We start from the raw sequence: 3,948 nt of genomic DNA, 5'->3' as shown, positions 1-3,948 counted from the left end.
TTCCATCTGTTGTAACTGTAAAATTATGCTCTTCTAACATTTTGATTGTTTCATCTTTTAATGCTTTTAGCTCATCATTTGCCATAGACCTTGCTGATAGTTCTATTTTAATATCATCAATTCCTGTTTTAATAATTGCTAAGTTTATAGAGTTTTGAACAACTCCTAATTCATCATTTAAAGATCTTACACCATTTTGAAAATTATATAAGAACTCTACGATTTTATCATCATAGATATTTAAGTGTTCAGATTTCGCTTCTACTTTTTCTATAATCATATTTTCATGACTAGCAATAGGAGTTTGTTTTGAAGCAATTATTGCTTTTACATTTACTGGAATTGAGTTTATTCTTTCTCCACCGTTTATATCAAGAAGTTTTGCATTTGATTCTTTGATTGTTTGTGCGATTAATTTTATAGCATTTGGAATATTTTTATCAATATCTACACCTGAATGTCCACCTTGTAGTTTTGAAATACTTATTTCATAAAGGTCAAAATCTTCATCATTTGCTATAATTTTTTTATTTGAGTTTGTTGCAAAAATATCCACACCACCAGCACAACCTATACAAATTCCACCTTCTTCTTCACTATCAAGATTTAACATATATGGAGCTTGAAGTTCTAAGTTTAGATTATTTGCACCTATTAGTCCGATTTCTTCATCTGATGTAAAAAGGTATTCTGCATCAACACTATCTAAAATTAGCTGTATCATATATGAACAACCAATTCCATTATCACTACCAAGTGTTGAATTTTGTGCGCTTATAATATCACCATCTTGTACTAAAACTGGAACACAATTATCACTTAAACATACGATATCATAGTGAGATTGGAATGCAAGTTTTGCTTTTGAATTTTCTTTTTTTACTAAAATATTAAAGTGTTCATCAACTAAACATAAAAATCCAGCTTTTGAACATAAGTTTTTCATATAGTTTATAAATGGTTCATGAGTACCTGAACATCGAGGAATTGAAGTGATTTCTTTAAATATATCTATTATTTGGCTCAAAGTAGTCCTTTTGTTTTCTTGTGATTATATCAAAGATAATTAAAAAATTACTTTTGTAGAAGCTAATGAGTAGTTTGATTGTGAAAGTTTAAATAATTTAGTTAAATAAGGCAAAAGCCTAAGAATTACTTCTTAGGTTTTTGATTTTCTTCATAACAAATAGAGTCTCTTAAATCTCTATTTCTATAAGCTAAAGCAATTGTAACAAATACCATTGCAGTTACGTAATAAACCCATGTAGGGATTGGAACAGGGTCACCTGTTGCATAAGAGTGCATTCCTGATAAGTAGAAGTTTACTCCAAAGTATGTCATTAAAATTGTACTAAATGCTAATAGTGCAGATGATGCAAAAACAAATGGTGTATTTAATACTTTTACAAATCTAAGGTGTAATACAATTACATAAACTACGATTGATACATAAGCCCAAGTTTCTTTTGGATCCCAACCCCAGTATCTACCCCAAGATTCATTTGCCCAAACTCCACCTAAGAAGTTACCAATTGTAATTGCTGCAACTCCAATAATTAATGAAATTTCAGAAATAGCAGTAATATTTTTAATAGTATCATCAATATGTGGTCTATTTGTTCTAAATATAAACATAATTAATGTCATAAATCCTAATATTGCAGAAAGTCCAAAGAACCCATAAGATGCAGTTAGAATAGAAACATGAATTGTAAGCCAATATGATTTAAGTACTGGAACAAGTGTTGTAATTTGTGGATCAATTCCTGTTAAGTGTGCAGTAAACATAAAAATACCTGCAACAATAACAGCAGCACTTAATGCAAGTAATGATTTTCTAAAGAAAATAACACCAGCAAATACAGCAGACCATGAAATATACAATAATGATTCATAAGTATTTGACCAAGGAGCATGTCCTGAAATAACCCATCTAAATCCCATACCAAATGTATGTGCAGCAAATAATAATGCTAAAAGAATAAAGAAGAAAAATGTTGTTTTCTTAGGTTTAATATTTGGATTAAATACTACAAAGAATGCAACAATTAACATTATAAAACCAAGTAATACATAAGCTATTGTAATTTTTGGGAAAATATCAAGATTATTAAAGAAGATTTCATTATCAATTTGGTTTTGAGTTAAAGTAACTTTAGCTCCAACTTTTTCTTGATATGTTCTCATCATTTCAATAAATTTATTTGCATTATCCCAATCAGCTTCAATAACTGAATTGATATATCCTCTAACCATTCCTTCGATTGCAGTTTTATTTTGACCTTCAAAAGATTGCATAGCTTCTAATGGTGTATACCACTTATTATTATCAATTTGTTTTACATCAGTGATAACTTTTGGGAATAGGTTAAATAAATTTCCATTATAAACAGAATAAATGATATTTAATCTTTCATCTATTTGAATAATATCTTTTTCGTAAGTACCTCTTTCAGTAGGTTTTGTCTGAATAGCTTTTTCAGCTTCTTTACCTAAAAGATATTTACCATCTTTAAATACTTCTGAGAATGCAATAAGTTTTCTATCTTGTGAAACTCCAATAAAGTTTTTTAATTTAGGAGTTTTGATTTTAATCATTTTAACATCTCTCCAAATTTCAGGACGAGAAAGCATACCTAATACAACTTGGTCAGAGTTCATACCAAAGAAGCTTGTTTTACCACTAACTTTTAAAAGTATTTCTCTATTTAGTGTTGAAACTGGTTTCATTCTACCTGCTGAACTTTGAGTAACTAAATGAGCAAAATTATCTGCGGTTTTTAAAGAATCCTCTTTGAACATTTTTAAGTATTCAACTGTTTGCTGTGCTTTGATTTTAGCATTTGCATCATCTGAATACTCAGCAGCATTTAAAGATACAGAACCAAAACCTATAAGACATGCAATTGCAATTGAAGCTAAGTTTTTAGATTGAACAAATTTTGTTAATTTCCAGAATCTAGATTTCTTATCAAAGAAGTTAAGAAGTAATCCTAAAGTAAGTAAAAAATATCCTAAATAAGTAGGCCATTTTCCTGGGTCATTATTAACTGATAATACAGTTCCTGTTTCATCAGGGAAATATGAACTTTGGAAAAATAAGAAGTTTCCTTGGTGTAATGTTCTATTCATAAAAATCCTATAATCATAGCTTTCACCATTTTCATTAATTACTGTTACTTCTGATGCATAAGAAGAAGGAGACATACTTCCTGGGTATCTATCTAGTTGGAAATCATTTAATTTAATTGAAAATGGTAATGTTAATACTTTTGAACCATATTCTAATGAAACTATAGTATCACCAAATTGTAAATCTCTTTGAAGACCTTTTTGACTTCTTCTACCTGGTAGTTTAATCTCTTTTGTTTCACCATTTACAGTAACATCAAGAGTTAACATACCCATTTTTGCAGTACCTCTTTTTGCTAAAATAAAATTAGCATAATCGATATTTACACTTTTATCACCAAAAGCAATAGTATGTTCAAATTCATTTATAGATTTTAATAGTGTAGTGAACTCTTTTTGGTACTCTTTATAGTAAGTTTTGCCATTGTCAGTTATTGTAATTTGTAAATAAGGCTCAAGTGATAACATTCTGTTTTCAGTTGTACCTTCTTTGATTTGCATAATACCTTCATATCCTACATATCTAGTAACTCCAGCACCAATTAGAATAACTACAAATGCACTATGAAAAATAAATCTAGGTTTGCTTTTCCACATTTTGTATTTAAAAATTATACCTGTAAGGTTTATTGTTGTAAGTACAAGTATTGTTTCATACCATAAGTTATTGTAAACTAAAACTCTAGCTGTAGATGTACCAAAATCATTTTCAATGATAGTAGCATATCCCGCCCCAATTGCTAATAATGCAAGTAATATTAATGTAGTCTTAAATGAGAATAAGACACTAGTTAATTTCAAGAAATATCCTTTATT

The 3,948-nt window shown here is 28.8% G+C and carries 2 protein-coding genes; both read right to left on the bottom strand.

Annotated features, from left to right (window positions below):
* Nucleotides 1–1,027 (bottom strand): aminoacyl-histidine dipeptidase (locus tag ACERKK_RS11865; RefSeq protein ID WP_373773288.1); only part of this gene is annotated, 1,027 nt, incomplete at its 3' end.
* 125 nt (nt 1,028–1,152) lie between these two features.
* Entirely contained in the window at nt 1,153–3,933 is a 2,781-nt protein-coding gene (gene ccsA, locus ACERKK_RS11860) for a cytochrome c biogenesis protein CcsA (RefSeq protein WP_373773287.1), read from the bottom strand.
* Nucleotides 3,934–3,948 lie beyond the last annotated feature (15 nt).

Source organism: Poseidonibacter sp., from assembly GCF_041821165.1.
Taxonomy (GTDB): domain Bacteria; phylum Campylobacterota; class Campylobacteria; order Campylobacterales; family Arcobacteraceae; genus Poseidonibacter.
The sequence above is the reverse complement of the archived record's forward strand: the minus strand, read 5'-3'. Positions and strand labels throughout refer to the sequence as shown.